This window comes from Rhizobium sp. RAF56 (assembly GCF_052113965.1).
In the GTDB taxonomy this organism is placed as follows: Bacteria; Pseudomonadota; Alphaproteobacteria; order Rhizobiales; family Rhizobiaceae; genus Rhizobium.
Genome location: NZ_JBFRDU010000002.1, coordinates 35,095 through 50,576 on the forward strand (window position 1 = coordinate 35,095; position 15,482 = coordinate 50,576).

Annotated in this window: 17 protein-coding genes and 1 pseudogene; 3 read left to right on the top strand and 15 right to left on the bottom strand. The window is 62.2% G+C overall.

The genetic code is table 11. The features are described 5' to 3' along the window. Together AB4048_RS02045 and AB4048_RS02050 are read right to left on the bottom strand one after the other, a co-directional pair. A complete protein-coding gene (locus tag AB4048_RS02045; RefSeq protein ID WP_442200250.1) occupies nucleotides 1–318 on the bottom strand; it encodes a hypothetical protein in 318 nt (105 codons plus the stop codon). After that, nucleotides 315–1,214 (bottom strand): hypothetical protein, encoded by a 900-nt coding sequence (locus tag AB4048_RS02050; RefSeq protein WP_442200251.1) that lies wholly within the window; start codon nucleotides 1,212–1,214, stop codon nucleotides 315–317. The genes AB4048_RS02045 and AB4048_RS02050 overlap by 4 nt, the downstream gene beginning before the upstream one ends. Nucleotides 1,215–1,447: 233 nt before the next feature. Between AB4048_RS02050 and AB4048_RS02055 the strand changes: the two genes are divergently transcribed. Then, nucleotides 1,448–2,539 (top strand): glycosyltransferase family 4 protein, encoded by a 1,092-nt coding sequence (locus AB4048_RS02055; protein WP_442200252.1) that lies wholly within the window; start codon nucleotides 1,448–1,450, stop codon nucleotides 2,537–2,539. Between the two features lie 13 nt (nucleotides 2,540–2,552). On the opposite strand, the gene AB4048_RS02060 is transcribed toward AB4048_RS02055, so the two are convergent. The 5 genes from AB4048_RS02060 to AB4048_RS02080 all read right to left on the bottom strand — a co-directional run bounded on the left by AB4048_RS02060 (nucleotide 2,553) and on the right by AB4048_RS02080 (nucleotide 6,214). Further along, nucleotides 2,553–2,834, bottom strand: coding sequence for a type II toxin-antitoxin system RelE/ParE family toxin (locus tag AB4048_RS02060; protein ID WP_442200253.1), 282 nt, complete (start codon nucleotides 2,832–2,834; stop codon nucleotides 2,553–2,555). A gap of 1 nt (nucleotide 2,835) precedes the next feature. Continuing rightward, the gene (locus AB4048_RS02065; protein WP_442200254.1) at nucleotides 2,836–3,300 is read right to left on the bottom strand and encodes a hypothetical protein; all 465 of its coding nucleotides are present in this window, start codon (nucleotides 3,298–3,300) and stop codon (nucleotides 2,836–2,838) included. Nucleotides 3,301–3,401: 101 nt separating this feature from the next. Beyond that, a complete protein-coding gene (gene der / locus AB4048_RS02070; protein WP_442200255.1) occupies nucleotides 3,402–4,823 on the bottom strand; it encodes a ribosome biogenesis GTPase Der in 1,422 nt (473 codons plus the stop codon). A 15-nt stretch (nucleotides 4,824–4,838) separates the two neighbouring features. Then, on the bottom strand, nucleotides 4,839–5,522 hold the full coding sequence (locus tag AB4048_RS02075) for a tetratricopeptide repeat protein (RefSeq protein WP_442200256.1): 684 nt from the start codon (nucleotides 5,520–5,522) through the stop codon (nucleotides 4,839–4,841). Between the two features lie 104 nt (nucleotides 5,523–5,626). After that, nucleotides 5,627–6,214, bottom strand: a complete 588-nt coding sequence (locus AB4048_RS02080) for an NnrU family protein (RefSeq protein ID WP_442200257.1) — start codon at nucleotides 6,212–6,214, stop codon at nucleotides 5,627–5,629. Between the two features lie 156 nt (nucleotides 6,215–6,370). Between AB4048_RS02080 and AB4048_RS02085 the strand changes: the two genes are divergently transcribed. Beyond that, nucleotides 6,371–7,357, top strand: coding sequence for a polysaccharide deacetylase (locus AB4048_RS02085; RefSeq protein ID WP_442200258.1), 987 nt, complete (start codon nucleotides 6,371–6,373; stop codon nucleotides 7,355–7,357). A 31-nt stretch (nucleotides 7,358–7,388) separates the two neighbouring features. Here the strand turns inward: AB4048_RS02085 and AB4048_RS02090 are convergent, their stop codons facing one another. Continuing rightward, nucleotides 7,389–8,177, bottom strand: coding sequence for a glycosyltransferase family 25 protein (locus tag AB4048_RS02090; RefSeq protein WP_442200259.1), 789 nt, complete (start codon nucleotides 8,175–8,177; stop codon nucleotides 7,389–7,391). Between the two features lie 184 nt (nucleotides 8,178–8,361). Further along, entirely contained in the window at nucleotides 8,362–9,627 is a 1,266-nt protein-coding gene (gene sbmA / locus AB4048_RS02095) for a peptide antibiotic transporter SbmA (protein ID WP_442200260.1), read from the bottom strand. A gap of 408 nt (nucleotides 9,628–10,035) precedes the next feature. Here sbmA and AB4048_RS02100 point away from each other — a divergent pair, with 408 nt between their 5' ends. Further along, entirely contained in the window at nucleotides 10,036–10,596 is a 561-nt protein-coding gene (locus AB4048_RS02100) for a PadR family transcriptional regulator (protein WP_442200261.1), read from the top strand. Nucleotides 10,597–10,606: 10 nt separating this feature from the next. On the opposite strand, the gene map is transcribed toward AB4048_RS02100, so the two are convergent. The 6 genes and pseudogenes from map to AB4048_RS02130 form a co-directional block, all read right to left on the bottom strand. Next, nucleotides 10,607–11,365: a type I methionyl aminopeptidase gene (map, locus tag AB4048_RS02105; RefSeq protein WP_442200469.1), complete on the bottom strand. Its 759-nt coding sequence runs from the start codon at nucleotides 11,363–11,365 to the stop codon at nucleotides 10,607–10,609. 36 nt (nucleotides 11,366–11,401) lie between these two features. Continuing rightward, nucleotides 11,402–12,461 (bottom strand): annotated as a pseudogene (locus tag AB4048_RS02110) (LLM class flavin-dependent oxidoreductase); the annotation flags it as partial. Nucleotides 12,462–12,682: 221 nt separating this feature from the next. After that, on the bottom strand, nucleotides 12,683–13,093 hold the full coding sequence (locus tag AB4048_RS02115; protein ID WP_442200262.1) for a DoxX family protein: 411 nt from the start codon (nucleotides 13,091–13,093) through the stop codon (nucleotides 12,683–12,685). Between the two features lie 30 nt (nucleotides 13,094–13,123). After that, nucleotides 13,124–13,600, bottom strand: a complete 477-nt coding sequence (locus tag AB4048_RS02120) for an SRPBCC family protein (RefSeq protein WP_442200263.1) — start codon at nucleotides 13,598–13,600, stop codon at nucleotides 13,124–13,126. A 94-nt stretch (nucleotides 13,601–13,694) separates the two neighbouring features. Further along, nucleotides 13,695–14,957, bottom strand: coding sequence for an RNA polymerase sigma factor (locus AB4048_RS02125; RefSeq protein WP_442200264.1), 1,263 nt, complete (start codon nucleotides 14,955–14,957; stop codon nucleotides 13,695–13,697). After that, complete coding sequence (locus AB4048_RS02130) at nucleotides 14,954–15,328, bottom strand: YciI family protein (protein WP_442200265.1); 375 nt, start codon at nucleotides 15,326–15,328, stop codon at nucleotides 14,954–14,956. Before AB4048_RS02130 ends, AB4048_RS02125 begins: the two co-directional genes overlap by 4 nt. Between the last annotated feature and the right edge of the window lie 154 nt (nucleotides 15,329–15,482).

The following is a 15,482-nucleotide window of genomic DNA, read 5'->3' on the forward strand; positions in this document are numbered from 1 at the left end:
TCAGAGCATCGGGACGATCTGCAGGAATATCTTGGCGATCTTCAGCGCGGCATTGGCGGTATCGACCATCGCCTCTATGTCGTCGACGATGTCTTCCAGATCCTTCTTCATGCCCTTCATTCCCGCCGTCAGCGTGGCATAGGCGGCCGAGGACTTTGCAAGTTTCTTTGCCACCATCTCGTCCAGCTCGTCGTCGAAACGGTGGTAGGCATCGAGAAACCTTTGACCGGCCTGCGCCGTCACGGCGTCGCTGAAGCCAAGATTGGCGGCGACCTTGCCGGAACGAAGCCGATCGTAAGCTGTTTCGTTGGTCGTCATGATGGTTTTCCTCCCGATGAGAACGTGTCGATGAGGCCCCAGACCTGGGACGCAGCATGGAGAAAGTCGTCAAGCGTCTGCGGATTCTGCGACCCCTCCGCCAACGCCTTGTGGGCAGCGACCATCTTGTCGAGAAGCGCGACATAGCCCGGCTCTCCGCCGTCCTTGCCCGGCACCAGCAGCGCCACCGCATCGGCAAGCGACTGCTGTTCGGCGAGGAAAGCGCGATAGGCTTCGTATTTTTCCCTGGCGCTGCCGTTGCTCCTGATGGTGTTGAGCGCGGCCTGCTTGCGCGCGACCCAGTCGCCATAGTGTTCCTGCGCGCGGTCGGCGACCAAGGCGAAATCCGCAGCCAGCAAATCCCTGCCCTTGACGATGGAAGGATGGGCCAGTGACATCGCCGCACGGATGCGCTGCAGCGCCGCCTGGGTGATAGCCCGCTTGGCGACCGCCGTCGCGGCATCGCTGACGGGCTCGACGTTCTTCATCGCCGCGAGCTTCGGCGCTGCCGTTTCAACCGCTTTCTGCAGATTGTCGACGGCGGTATCGATGTCGGGTCCGTTGACACCGCTCGCTGCCTTCGCGAGCGCCGTGCCGTAATCCGCAAGCGCAACCGCATAGGCGATGCGGGCATCCCAGACCTCGCCCGTCGCGAGCGGTGGCTTGAAATCCGGCGGGAACCGGTATGCACCGCCGCCGCGTGCGAATTGGGTCGCCTGCTCTTCCGTCCGAATGCCGTTCACAAGCCGGTTGTCGATCGTTCGCGCGTCGCGGGTAGCAACCGCGACCGAGGTCGCCGCGACACCGAACTTCTGGATGTCATCAGCATCAACGCCAGCACACCCGATGAGAACGGCAAGCAGAAGCACAGCCGGCAAAGCTTTGAAAATATTCATGATTAACTCCCCAACCCCCGCGGAGAGTCATACCACGGCGAAGCGTGTATGCAACAAACCGAATACAATCCTTGATTGGTTCAACGCAGGAACCGGGGCGCATTCCCCCCTGTAATATTTCCATCATGGAGGCCCGCCAAAATGGAGCGGCGCGCGAATCGTCGATACAGGCCCAGTCAACGCCTCCGCATGAGGCGGCGCGCGAATGGATCAGTCGGGACATGCTACAATTTATGGCGGCTACCGATCTCGCCGCGAGGGATCAGGAACAGGCAAGCAGAGCGGCCTCCGGGCGGCTGCTGATGGTGACCGATGCCTGGCATCCGCAGGTCAACGGCGTCATCCGCTCGATCGAAAACACCAATCGGGAACTCTCAAAGCTCGGCATCGCGGTCAGCATGATCACCCCGCAGGGGTTTCGGAGCATTCCCTGCCCCACCTATCCCGAGATACGCCTGTCGGTGACGACCTATGGTCGGGTCGCCGCAAGGATCGAAGCGGCCCTGCCCTCTTACGTGCATATCGCGACCGAGGGGCCGCTCGGCCTTTTGGCGCGACGTTGGTGCATCCGCAACGGCATGCCGTTTTCCACCAGCTATCACACCCGTTTCCCTGAATATGTCGCCCAGCGTCTGCCCATTCCGAAGTCCTGGCTCTACGCCTTCGTGCGCTGGTTTCACAATGGCGGTTCGGGCTGCATGGTGGCGACGCCAAGCCTCGCAAGCGAGCTCGCCGGAAAGGGGTTGAGAAACCTGCTTGCCTGGAGCCGCGGCATCGACGCGACGCTCTTTCGGCCCCAGCCCCTGGAGCCAACGCCGTTCGGCTTGCCGCGGCCGATCTTCATGACCGTCGGCCGTGTTGCGCCCGAGAAAAACCTGGCGGCGTTTCTCGATCTCGATCTGCCCGGTTCGAAAGTGGTCGTCGGCGACGGGCCAAGCCGGGCGGACCTCCAGGAACGCTATCCGAATGTGCTTTTCACAGGCACGAAGTTCGGCGAGGAACTGGCCGCCGCCTACGCCCAGGCGGACGTCTTCGTCTTCCCGTCGAAGACCGATACCTTCGGCAACACGATCCTCGAGGCGCTCGCCTCGGGCGTGCCGGTCGCAGCCTATCCGGTGACCGGCCCTGTCGACATCATCGGCCCGAACGCGCGGGCTGGCGCGCTCAGCGACGACCTTGGGAAAGCTTGCATGGCGGCGCTCGCCTGCTCTCGAACGGAGGCAAGGGCGCTGGCGATGACCTATTCATGGGAAGCGGCGACAGGCCAGTTCATCGACAATGTGCGCTCGGCAAACGGCCGTGCCGGCAAGCGCCGCAACAGATGACGCGTTCGGAATTTTACGACTGCGGCGGCCATGCCTGCGCACCATGCAGGACGCGGACGAGTTCGACGGCGTCAGTCAATAGGTAGATCACCACGAACGGCGTGTGGCTGACGACCAACTCCCGTGTGCCCTCAACACGTCCGATCCTGCCCGAATGTGGATGCGCGATGAGGCGTTGGACTTGATCTTCGATCCTCGCGAGTTGATCACGAGCCGCAATGGCATTTCGATCGGCAATAAAGGCGATCACGCGCTCCAGATCGCGAAGAGCGGTCTCGCGCCAGACAAGTTCCACGCTATCTTATCCGGTTCGCTATATCGGCGCGTAATGCGTCGAGGCGAAGCCTTGCTTCTTCCTCGGGCACGATGGGATTGCTGCCATCGTCTATTCCATCGAGGGCTTCCTGCACCTCCTTGCGAAACCAGGCATCGTGGGCCGCCGCCTCATGCTGCTGACGCAGGCGCTCAGCCTGATCCGGCCGCTTGCGCTCGATTGCCTCGGGGTCGTATTCGGCTGTATCGATTTCAAACCGCGAGACGCCAAGCTCGTTGCGCACGAAGGCGACGGCGGTGTTAAGGTTGCGCCACAGCCTCGGGCTATCGGAGCGCTGCGCTGCGACGGCCCGCTCGGCATTCCCGTACCGCACGAGGATGCCCCATCCGCCAGGTCGACCCAGCACGACGGCGCCGTGAACCGCGTGCGCCTCGACCAGGCTCTTCACGGTCTTGCCATCTACGACCTGAATTCCCGCGCTTCGCATGCTTCACCCATGATCTCTCAATAATCTTTGCAGCATTATTGAGAAATCATGGAAGGGTGTCCAGCAAAACCTGACGCTTCAGCGGCAGCGCATAGGCGCGACTAGCGCCTCTTCTTCGACTCGAACGGATTTTCCGCCGAACGGAAGTGGATGCGGATCGGTACGCCGGGCATGGCGAAATCGGCGCGCAGGCCGTTGATCAGATAGCGCACGTAGGATTCGGGCAGCGCATCCGAGCGGGTACAGGAAATCATGAAGGCCGGCGGGCGCGCCTTCACCTGCGTCATGTATTTCAGCTTGATGCGGCGGCCTGAGACCGCCGGTGGCGGATGCTGGACCTGCTGCACTTCCAGCCAGCGATTGAGCTTGGCAGTCGATACGCGTTTGTTCCAGACCTTGTCGGTATCGACGATTGCCTGCATCAGGCGGTCGAGCCCCTCGCCGGTCTGGCCGGAAATCGGCACGGCGCGGATGCCGCGCGCCTGCGGCAGCAGACGGTCGGTCTTTTCGCGGAGATCAGCGAGGACCGCCTGGCGGTCGTCGATCATGTCCCACTTGTTGAAGGCGAGCACGGCGGCGCGACCTTCGCGGACGACCAGATCGACGATCTGCAGATCCTGCTTCTCGAACGGGATGGTGGCGTCGAAGACGATAACCACCGTCTCGGCAAAGCGAATGGCGCGCAGGCCGTCGGCGACCGAGAGCTTCTCGAGTTTCTCGATCACCCTTGCCTTGCGGCGCATGCCGGCGGTGTCGAACATCTTGATGGTACGGCCGCGCCAGGCCCAGTCGACGGAAATGGAATCGCGGGTGATTCCTGCCTCCGGGCCGGTCAGCAGTCGGTCTTCACCGAGAAAGCGATTGATCAGCGTCGATTTTCCAGCATTCGGGCGCCCGACGATGGCAACGCGCAGCGGCTTGGTCTCGTCGTAGACCGGCTCTTCCTCGTCGTCCTCGGCACCTTCGGCGGGCCGCGGAATGACGACGTCGGTGACGGCAACCTCATCTTTCGGCGGGAAGGCGCGCTCATGGCCGATCGCCTCGACGATGGCATCGCGCAGGTCGATCATGCCCTGGCCATGTTCAGCCGAGATCGGGCATGGATCGCCAAGCCCGAGCGTAAAAGCGTCGTAGAAGCCAGAATCGGAACCGCGCGCCTCCGACTTGTTGGCAACAAGCACGACCGGGCGGCCATGGCGGCGCAGCATCTCGGCCAATGCCTGGTCTACCGGGGTCAGCCCCATCTTGGCATCGACGACGAAAAGCGTCAGATCGGCCTCGTCGATCGCGGCCTCGGTCTGGGCGCGCATGCGGCCCTGCAGCGTCTCTTCGGCGGCCTCCTCGAGACCGGCCGTGTCGACGATGCGGAACTTGAGGTCCATGAGGCGCGCATCGCCGGGACGGCGGTCGCGCGTTACGCCGGGCGTGTCGTCGACGAGCGCCAACTTCTTGCCAACCAGACGGTTGAAAAGTGTGGACTTGCCGACATTCGGGCGACCGACGATCGCGACCGTAAAGCTCATCGGATAATTCTTCCTTTAGCCCTGGGCTTTCGGCGCCTTGCCGGATGCGGTGATGTTATCAAGCATCATCTGCGCGCGGTTGGCAACATTGCGAGGGGTTTCCGGGTCGTCGGTGATGGCTTGGAACCACTGGCGTGCCTTGGAAAAGTCGCCGGCCTTGTAGGCGGCAAGGCCAAGCACTTCACGGGCCGAATGACGGAATGCATTCGCCGGAACCGCCAGTTCCTCGGCTTCAGCCGAGACCTGATCGTAAGTGCCGTTTTCGACAAGCAGGAAGGCCGCGCGCAGGCGGGCGGCGTCCTGGATGACGGCGGGAACGCCAGCTTCCTTGCCGATCGCCGTGAAGGCTGCAATCGCGGTTGCCGTATCGCCCTTCTGCGCCTGCAGGGTGGCGGCGCGCATGCGCGCCAGCAGCGGATAGGAGCCGTGACCGTCTTTCTCGATCGCCGCAAGGGCCGCGAGCGCATCATCCGCCTTGTTCTGGTCGGCCAGCGCCAGCGCCGCAAGGAACCTGTCGCCGGTATTGCCCGCCTGGGCGCTCGCCCAATAGCGATAACCGCTATAGGCTGCCGTGCCCAACACGACGAGTACCGCTGCCCCGAGAATGATGCGGCCGAAACGGCGCCAAACAAACTTCAGTTGGTCGGAACGAAGTTCCTCATTGACCTCACGGATGAAGCTGTCGTCGTTGAATGCCATTCTCGTCTCCGGCGCCTGCAATAGCTTGCATCCACTGTGGATGCAGCAATATGAGCCGGCCTTCTACTCCATTTTGCGCCGCTTGTAAGGGGGAGTACTGCAATTCATGCGCCGACAAGCGGAGAAACGCCAATAATCCACTCGTGCAGCCGCCATATGATCAAGACCCAGGCGATGACGCCGATGACGATCGCGTAGATATCGTTACGCGCCGACACGAAGGGCCGAAGCACCGGTTCGCCGGCCCGCTCGCGGCGCTTGAGCGAAATGCGCAGGATCACGCCCCAGGCAAGGAAGGCGCCGAAGAGCAGCACCGAGGCGCTGTCGCCGTTGGCCAGCAGATGGGCGAGAGCCCAGATCTTCACCGACAGAACCATGGGATGCTTGACCTTCGTCGCAATGCGGCCGGCCGGCAGCAGCGACGCGGCAAGACAGATCATGGCGACAAGCATCAGCGTGATGGCGATATGCGCCATCCAGATCGGCGGCGTATAGATCGGCATCGTCACTTGCCGCGCCTGAGCGAAGCCATAGATCAAGAGGATCAGCGTCAGGATGCTGGCAACCGAAAACAGGCCGGCCCACGCGCCTTTGCCCATCCGCGCAATCATCGCCTGCCTGAACCCGGGCGCCACCACACGCAGCAGATGGACACCGAGAAAAAGAACGATGCCTAGAACCAACAACGCCATGTGCGACTCCTCTTGTTAACGCTTTGAATCCTTGCACAATCTTTTCAGTCAAAGCCAGCCGTCAACCGTGTGCCGGGTCGAAAAATGTGGCGCCCATCCCAGCTTCGCCGCATTTATGTATGACGAGAGCGCAAATCGAACCATTCCGGGTCCCCAATGTCGCGCCTCCTCGCCGTTGCCTCGCTCACCCTTTCCTGTCTTCTCCCCGCTTTCGTCCACGCCGACGAGAAGCCGAAGCAGATCGTGCTCGTCTCCTTCGATGGCGCGCACGACAACGCGCTCTGGACGAAGAGCCGGGAAATGGCGTCGCGGACCGGCGCGCATTTCACCTACTTTCTCTCCTGCACGTTTCTGATGAACCGCGAGCAGGCCAGGGCCTATCAGGCGCCCGGCCAGAAGCCCGGAAAGTCCAATGTCGGCTTTGCCAAGAGCGAAGACGACGCCCGCACGCGTATCGCCAATATCTGGGACGCGCATCTGGAGGGGCACGATATCTCCAGCCACGCCTGCGGCCATTTCGACGGCAAGAACTGGAGCGAAGCGGACTGGAAGCGCGAGTTCATGAGCGCCCGCATGGCGCTGCGCGATGCCTGGAAGAACTTGGGCGAGGCCGACAAGGAGCCTCAAGGGTGGGCGGATTTCGCCGTCCACGACATCAAAGGCTTCCGTGCGCCCTACCTCTCGACGAGCGACGGCCTGGTGCCGGCGGAAAAGGCGATGGGCTTTTCCTACGACGCCAGCTTGGTGACGCGCGGGCCGATGTTGCCGCAGAAGGTCGGAGATCTCTATCGCTTCGGCTTGCCGCTCATTCCCGAAGGTCCGGACCATCGTGGGGTGATCGGCATGGACTACAATCTCTATGTCCGCCATTCGAAAGGCGTCGAGGACAAGACCGATTCCAAGGCCTTCGAGGATCGCGCGTTTTCGGCTTATGAAGCGGCTTTTGAGAAACAGTACGACGGCGAGCGCATCCCGCTGCAACTCGGATTCCATTTCGTCGAGATGAATGACGGCGCCTATTGGCGCGCGCTCGACCGCTTCGTCAGCGACGCCTGCCACAGGCCGGACGTCGCCTGCGTCAGCTATTCCGAGGCCATCCCGATGATCGAGGCACGAGGCCGGCCGCAGGCGTCGGGGCTGTAGCGGAAATACCGACCATCGAACCCGCGCCATGCTAGGCGGCTGGCTTGGCAAAAGCCGCCCAATCGATGCGCGGTTGCCGTTTTGTCGCTCTGAACGCGGCGGCCAGAAGCGCCCGCGCCCGCTCCAGTTCGATTCTGAGCCTCATCGCCAGCTTTCTGACGCGGCTCGAGGGCTTGAAGGTTCGCTCATCCGGCGAGCGCAAGAACAGATCCTGCGCTTCCTGACCCTTAAGGAAGCGCATCTGCACGACCTGCGCCGGTTCTATTTGTTGGGCGTTCAACCAGCTCCGATGCCAGAAATAGCAGTCGATCAGTGCATAGCGCCCGGTGTCGGCAAGCATCCGCCGAGCTGCCTCGGGACCGATGATATATCCAGCGAGGCCAAACCTGTTGCGGTAGATCTGGCGGGCACTTATTCCCCCCTCATCGTCCTGCCATGTCGGTCTGTCCGAGATAATATGAAGCTCGGGAATGAATTCCAGATCGTAGACATGATTCCATTGTGAATGCCGCGATGAAATGGATTGAAGCGATTGGCCTATGCCCTCGCAGAGCACCGCATCGTCTTCGAGTATCAAGGTCAAGCGCCCGTCCGACGCCGCTTTGCGCCACGCGAGCCTGTGGGAATGGAAGCAAGCGATGTCCTGCCGGAATGTGGCGCTTGGCCAACTGTCAGCGGCCATCTGGCATTCGTCATCGCTAAGATCCGCTGCCTCGACGGCATCAAGGAATTCAAAGGCCAAGCCAAGCCTGGCCATCTGCCTTACTTGAAATTCACGGCGCGCAAGCTCCCCACGCCGACTAATTATAAGTATATCCATATATAATATATTTCAAAAATAAGTATTAATTCGGCTTATTCTGAAGAAGACTACTTCAATGCTCTGTAGAAATCAACAAATTGGATCGGTTATCCCTCCACCTCTACAACACCAAAAACAAAACCCGCCGAAAACATCGGCGGGTCCTTCGGTTGCATCCTCTGCCTTCAGGCGGCATCCGCCATCAGGCTTCGACGTTTTCCTTCGCCGCAAGGCGCTCGAAATAGCGTAGCTCGATCTGCGGCAGCGGCTCGCCTTCGATCGCGCTTTCGAAGGCGCGCAGGCGCTTGTAGATCGAGAGCAGTTCGACGATCGTCGTCCAGGAATTGACGAGATACTGGAAGGAGCCGCGCACCTGGTCGAAGACGTTGTTGATCTGCGTCAGCAGGCCAAGCGTCAGCTTGCCGGCAACGATCGAGGGCACGAGCACGATCAGGCTGAAGAGATTGTCCGCCTGCAGGTAGAAGATGCGGGCGACGTTGAAATACATGTAGTGGAAATAGAGGCGGAAATAGTTCTTACGCACATTGGCGAAGAGTTCGGCAACGGTCGGCGGCGTTGCGCGGCTGCTGTCGTCCTCGCCATAGACCAGTTCCTTGCGGTAGGAGGCCTCGACGCGCTGGTTGCGGAACTCAAGACCCGGCAGCTTGATGCCGACAAGGCCGAGGAAGAGCGTACCGAAGATCGACCAGAACAGCGCGGCCCAGACGAGTGCGTGCGGCACCTCGCCGATCAGCGGCAGTTCGGTGATGCTGGACCCGACCTTGAACAGCACCGGCAGGAAAGCAATCAGGGTCATCACGGAGCTGACGAGGCTGACGCCGAGGCTCTCGACCGTCGAGGAGAATCGCATCGTGTCCTCCTGGACGCGCTGCGAGGCACCTTCGATATGGCGCAGATTGCCCCAGTTAGCCATGTAGTATTCGTTCATCGCCGTGCGCCAGCGGAAGATGTAGTGGCTGACGAAGAAGAGATTGAGCACGCCGACGGTGATGGCGACGAAGGCGATGCCGGCAAAGCCGAGCATGCCCATGTAAAGCTGCATGGCCGTCACTGGCGCGGTCTTTGCCAGCGCCTGCTGGATCAGATCGTAGAACGGCCCATACCAGGCATTGATCGCAACGCTGACCTGCACCGAAAAATAGGTGTTGAATATGATCAATGCCGAGCCCAGCACCGACCAATATTGCCAGCGATGCGGGCTGAAGCGGAACCAGAAGGCCGCAAAGAGCGCCACCACCACGACGTAGTAGACGTAGAACCAGAGGAAGGGTGCGGACCAGAAGACGGAAACGCCGATCGGCGCGGATTCGCTGTCCGCTAGCGGCGGCAGGCCGACACGCCCCCCGAGCTGCGCGCCAACGAAATACCAGAAGAGAATGGCGACAAGGGTCCAGACGACCGCCGAGATGAAAAAGAACTTCGGCCTGGGAAAGAAGGAGACGAACACGTTGAAGACGGCTTTCTTGATCTAGGTCGCGATCTTGATCGCAGCGACCGCAGTGACGGTTTTCGCGGCGAACCTAAGGCAGTTCGCCCTTGGCGGCAACGGCCAGGCCGCATTGTTACGCATTTGTAACGGCTATTCGCCTTTCCACCCGCCGCCAGCGGCACGGAGGCGCTCGCCTCTTCCACTTGCTCAACGAAACACCCCGCAGCAGACCCCTTGTGCCCTCTTGCCTCCGGTATTATCTTACGATATATGTCGTACGACACTACGAACGATATAGTCTTGACACAAGGGAGTTCCCTCATGAGAGGTTTCAAAAACGATATGTTCCACGGCCGCCGGCCGGAGCGGGACGGCGGCGGATGCCGCGAACGGAATGACATGCGCTTTGCGCACGGGAGACATGACATGAAAGGCTTCAAAGGCGGCATGTTCGGCGGCGGCTTCCGCACCGGCCGGAAATTCGACGCCGCGGACCTGCAGCTGATCATCCTTGCGCTGCTGGCCGAGCAGCCGCGCCATGGTTATGAGCTTATCAAGATCCTGGAAGAGCGCTCCGGCGGCTTCTACGTCCCGAGCCCGGGCGTCATCTATCCCGCCCTTACGTATCTCGAAGAAACCGGCCTTGCCGACGTCGAGGCGAGCGGCACCAAGAAGCTCTACCGCATTACCGAAAGCGGTGAGAAGCGCGTCGAGGAAAATCGCGCGCAGATCGAGCTCACCCTTGCCAAGCTCAGCCAGATCGGCGAGCGCATGGCGCATGTGAAGCGGGCGTTCGGTCCCGAAGGCGCTGATGCGGACGATCGCGGCGACGCGCCATTCGATCGCGACAGCGGTGAGGTACGCGCGGCACGAGAGCTGCTCAGAGCAGCACTCCGCATGAAATATCCCTGGTCGAAGGCCGAGGCCGATCGCATCGCCGCGATCCTGAAGCGTGCGGCGACCGAAATCCTGAAGGACGGCGACTGAGAGGCTTGCTCTACTTGGCGTCGTCGGCGAGCGTCAGGATAAGCGGCCCGTTGCGCGTTGCCACGACCGTATGCTCGAACTGCACGGTCGGGGCGCGCGGATCGCTGTAGAGCGTCCAGGCGTCGTCGCCCCCTTCGGCCCAGGTCGCGCCGAGCGACAGAAAAGGCTCGACGGTGAAAACGAGGCCGTCCTGCATGATGCGCTTTTCGCTCGGATCTGCCCAGGTCGAAACTTCGCCCGGCTCCTCGTGCAGCGCACGGCCGATGCCGTGGCTCGCGAGGTTGGCGACGAGCGTATACCGGTTTTTCGCGGCGAATGCGCCGATCGCGCGGCCGACCTTCGAGAAGGGCTGATCGCTGCGCACCTGATTGAGGCCGACCCAGAGCGCGCGTTTGCCGTCCCGGCAAAGGCGCTCGATCTTCGGCTTGACAGGGGGCACCGTGAAGGAGGCGCCCGTATCCGAGAAGAAGCCGTCCTTTTCCGCGGAAACGTCGAGGTTGACGAGATCGCCCGCCCGGATGACGCGCGGTCCCGGGATGCCGTGCGCAACCTCCTCGTTGACGCTGATGCAGGTGGCCCCGGGGAACTGGTAGCAGAACTCGGGCGCCGAACGCGCACCGGCCTCATCCAGCACCTTGCGGCCGATCGCATCCAGTTCCGCGGTCGTAATGCCCGGCTCCAGCGCCGCCGCCATGGTCTGAAGCGCATTGGCGCAAATGTGGCCGACGGCCTTGAGCTTCGTGAGTTCGTCGTCTTTGGTGATGATCATGCGGCGTTCCGGCGTGCACCCGGTGTGGAAAGGTCTTGACGAGGCTTTCGCCTGTTCAACCCGCCTCCGTCAACGCCTTTCTGACGAGCGGCGCGACTTTCGTGCCATATAGCTCGATGCCGCGCATGATCTGATCATGTGGCATCAGTCCGATCGCCATCTGGAGCAGGAAGCGATCGTTGCCGAAGATCTTGTGATGGGCCACGATCTTTTCCGCAACCAGTTCCGGATCGCCGACGAAGAGAGCGCCCTTTGGCCCGCGCGCGGCATCGAACTGCGCCCGGCTGGTCGGCCCCCAGCCGCGCTCGCGACCGATGCGGTTCATGACCTCCGCCTGCGGACCGTAGAAGGCGTCGGCGGCGGCCGAAGTGGTATCGGCGATGAAGCCATGGACGTTGATGCTCGTTTTCAGCTTGGCGGCGTCCTGGCCTGCGCGGCGGGCAGCCTCGCGGTAGAGATTGAAGAGCGGCGCGAAACGGTGCGGCTCGCCGCCGATGATGGCGAGCGCCAGCGGCAGGCCGAAGGCGCCGGCGCGGGCGACCGACTGCGGCGTACCCCCGACCGCGATCCAGATCGGCAACGGCTGCTGCAGCGGCCGGGGATAGACGCCGCGCCCGTGAATAGGAGCCCGCGTCTCGCCCGACCAGGTGACCTGCTCGCCGTCGCGAATTGCCAGAAGCAGGTCGAGCTTCTCTTCGAACAGCTGGTCGTAGTCCTCGAGCTTATAACCGAACAGCGGAAACGACTCGATGAAGGAGCCACGGCCGGCCATGATCTCCGCGCGACCGTTGGAAATGAGGTCGAGCGTCGCAAATTGCTGGAACACGCGCACCGGGTCGTCGGAGCTCAACACCGTCACCGCGCTCGACAACCGGATGTTCTTCGTCTTTACGGCGGCCGCCGCCAAGGCAACGGCGGGTGCCGACGCCGCATAATCGGGGCGATGGTGCTCGCCGAGGCCGAAGACGTCGAGGCCGACCTGATCGGCAAGCTCGATCTCCTCGATGAGGTTTTTCAGCCGCCGCTGAGCTTCCGGCCCTTTGCCGCCGGCGGGCTCCGGGTCGACGTCGGCAAATGTGTAAAGTCCCAGTTCCATTGTTTCGCCTATCTCGTTGCGCTCGCCCTGAAATAAGGATGCGCCGCCGCGATCGCAAATTCAAATTCTGGAACGATTTCTTCGCGATTCTTGATGGCACGGCGCCTATCGGCGAGGCAGCCAGGGATTGAGAAATCACGCATATTCCGCGTGACGAGCACCAGCCCCCCCACGCTTGCCGTCGCAGTGATGAACGCAATTCGAATCTGAAATCAGTGACTTCACTGCCGCAACGGAATCAACCTGCGAAGTGCTTCACATCTGAGGTAAAGGCCGCCCCAGGCGATCACGCCGAGATAGACGCCGAACAGCAGGTGCGAAAAGACGGGGCTCCCCACGCGCAAATGGGTGGCGATCGCGCCGCCGAGAAGCCCGGTCAGGAGGATGGCTCCGAGGACCGACGTCCTCGGCAGCGCATAGAGCGCCGCGCAGACAAGCGTGAGGATGCCGAGGCCGCGCGCGAGCGCCGGATCGCCGGAATAGCCGAGCGCCGTCATCGTCTCCGTCACCGGCGCGATCGGGATCAGCTTGATGACGCCGTCGAAAACGAGGAAGGCGACGATCAGGCCGCTTAAAATCAGCCCCGCGACGCGCTGCGGTCGCGACAAGGCGCCCGATTGAGAGACAGACATGACGGTAACCTCCGGAAAGAAAATGGGGTCTCAAAGCTTGGCGACGAGTTCGGCCAGTTGGTCTGTTGCCTTGCCCCAGCCTTCATGGAAGCCCATCTTGTCGTGCTGTTCCTTGTCCTCGGCGGTCCAGTGAAGGGCCGTCGCGGTATAGCGCGTCCGCCCGCCGCCGATGTCGTCGAGCACGATGATGCCGGTGAAGAAGGGCTTCGCGGAGGGCACCCAGGCGCTGGTATAGGCATCGGTGAACACGATCTTCTCGTTGGGCACGATTTCGAGATAGATGCCACGGTTGGGGAATTCCTCGCCGTTCGGCCCGTTCATGACGATGAGGCTGGATCCGCCGACGCGCACGTCCATCTCGGCAACGCTGACCGTCCATGGGCGTGGCGTGAACCATTGCTTGAGCAGCGCCGGCTCGGTCCAGGCGCGGAAGATCTTCTCACGCGGCGCGTTAATCTCGCGCACCAGTTCGAGGACATGTTCGGGCTTTGCGGTATCGGCGGTCATGATGTCTTCCTTCCCTAGATTGTCGCAGCGAGGCGTTGCTGCATCTGTTATTCCAAGAACGTGGAGCGTCTCACCATACCGACACCGGCCGCGTTTATTTTTGCGCCGATGGTGGCAAGGCGTCTTCCTTAAGCCGGTCCAGCTGCAAGCGGATGTGGGCGGCTTCCGCCGGCGAGTTCGCCAACGCGATCGCTCTGTCGAAAGCCTCGCGGGCCTCGGCGTTGCGACCGACCCGCATCAGCAGTCCGCCGCGCAGGCCGTGGAAATAGAAATAATTGCCGAGCCTGCCGGCCAGCGGCTCGACGACTGCCAGGGCCTCGCTCGCCCCGTTCACCTTGGCGATGGCGACCGCGCGATTGAGCGTCACGACCGGCGAAGGCTGCATCGCCTCCAGCGTTCGATAGAGAAGCTCGATCTCCCGCCAGTCGGTCTCTTCGGCGCGCGCGGCGCGCGCATGCAATGCCGCGACCGCCGCCTGGACCTGATAAGGACCCGGCCGCCGATGCCGGATCGCCTTGTCGAGTAGCGCCAGTGCCTCGTTGATCAGGTTCCGGTCCCAGAGCGCGCGGTTCTGGTCTTCGAGGAGAACGATCTGTCCGTCCGCGTCGAAGCGCGCCGGTGCGCGCGCCTGCTGCAAAAGCATCAGCGCCAGCAGTCCCATCGTTTCCGGCTCGCTCGGAAAGATCCGCAACAGCAGCCGGCCGAGCCTGATCGCTTCCGTCGAAAACCTTGCGGCATCGCCACCCGCGCCGGCTGCGGAATAACCTTCGTTGAAGACAAGATAGACCATGGCCGAGACGATCGTCAGGCGCTCTGCCCGCTCGACCGCGCCCGGCGTTTCGAAGGCGATGCCGGCGGCAGCCACGCGTGCCTTGGCGCGGGTGATGCGCTGCTCCATGGCACTGTCGCCGACAAGGAAGGCACGGGCGATCTGCTGCACCGAAAGGCCGGAGACGATCCGGAGGGCCAGAGCAATTTGCTGCGTCGCCGGAAGATCGGGATGGCAACAGATGAACAGCAGCCGCAGGATGTCGTCGCGATAGTTGGAACCATCCAGGCGATCGGCCATGTCGGTCTCGGCATCGCCTGTATCGGAGTAGGCCGCCTCTTCCGGCAGCGCCTCCGTCTTCGCCCGCCGGCGCACGACGTCGATGCCGCTGTTGCGTCCGACGAAGATCAGCCAGGCCACGGGATCGCGCGGCGGCCCCTTGTCCGGCCAGGTCTTCAGCGCCCTCAGGCAGGCCTCCTGAAACGCCTCCTCGGCGATGTCGAGATCGCGGAAATACCTGAGCAACGCACCCAGCGCCTGCGGGCGGGCGGACGTCAGCGCGAACTCGATCCAGGCAATGTCGGTCATGAAGAGATCGCTCCCGGCCGGAACACGTAGAGCGGCCGGATCTCGTAGGCGCCGGCGCCAGGATTGGCGATCGCAAGTTCCTTCGAAAAGGCGAGCGCCTCGTCGAGCGTTTCGAAATCGCAGACGAAGAAGCCGAGGAATTGTTCCTTCGTCTCGGCGAAGGGACCGTCGAGGATCAACGGCTCGTCCTTGCCTTTTCGCAAGGTGGTCGCCGCCGTCGTCGGCATCAGCCGCGCCACCGGCCCGAGCTTGCCCTTGTCGGCTAGCGTCTTCTCGACCGCATGCAGCCGCGCCATGGTGGCGGCTTCCTCCTCCTTCGACCAGGAGAAGACGGCATTTTCGTCGTTGTAGCAAAGAATTGCGTAGAGCATCGGATTCTCCATCTGAACTTGAAGACGAAGAGGTAGCGCGCAAACCGACACCGCGCAGCAGGAATTTTCATGAGGGCTTTGGAGACTGGCGACAAGAAGAAAAACGGAAACGGTCAAGCGTGAGATCGTCAGCCTCCTCCGGGCGGCGGCACCC